Here is a 590-nt window from a genome sequence, read left to right as displayed (position 1 = left end):
GATCAGGAGGCCGGCCGCTCGAAGCCCGAGGCGACCCAGCGCTCGGCACCGGCCTTGTTGAGCTTGAAACCGGCCGACACCTTGGCCTCGGCCAGTAGCTCGCCATACGGATCGAATGCCTTGAGCTGCGCGTACGGCTCGAATTCGTCCGGCACGATGTCGAGCGTCACCGACACATCCTGGCCGTCCTCGCCCTGAACCGTCACTTCCTTGTGCAGCATCGCGCGCCGCTGCTGCTCGTGGCGCATCAGCACCTCGCTCGCGGTCTTCACGAGCGTGCGGAACGCGTTCGCGTCCATCGGCTTGGGGTTCTTCTTGTCGCGGCCCATGGTCCACGGCCCGACGAGCGCGGGCTCGGACTCGCCGTCCTTGATCATTTCGACGGCCCAGCCGTCGTCGTCTTCGTTCTTGATGATGCGGGCCGTCCAGCCGTTGTCGCGCCAGAGGCCGTCTTCGTGGATGGAGGTGTCGTCGGATTGCAGGTCGGATTCGGTCATGAGGAAAGCGGGGCGGGGCCACCGGAGTACGGGCGCGGGCACGGGGCGGTGGCGCGCGGCCGGCATCGGCGCGTCGCTCGCCGCCGGCGGCCC

General features: G+C 68.6%; 1 protein-coding gene. It reads right to left on the bottom strand.

Annotation, left to right across the window (positions count from 1 at the left end):
- Positions 1 to 2: 2 nt before the first annotated feature.
- Positions 3 to 497 carry a hypothetical protein gene (locus DPV74_RS41780; RefSeq protein WP_027789509.1) on the bottom strand — a complete coding sequence of 165 codons (495 nt, stop codon included), beginning with the start codon at positions 495 to 497 and terminating at the stop codon, positions 3 to 5.
- Positions 498 to 590 lie beyond the last annotated feature (93 nt).

It is taken from the genome of Burkholderia sp. HAN2018 (assembly GCF_024704855.1).
GTDB lineage: Bacteria > Pseudomonadota > Gammaproteobacteria > Burkholderiales > Burkholderiaceae > Burkholderia > Burkholderia cepacia.
Note: the sequence above shows the minus strand (reverse complement) of the source record. Positions and strands in the feature narration are given on the sequence as shown.

Excerpts from the sequence above, each read along its gene's own strand:
- DPV74_RS41780 (WP_027789509.1), bottom strand. The coding sequence starts at position 497 with ATGACCGAATCCGACCTGCAATCCGACGACACCTCCATCCACGAAGAC.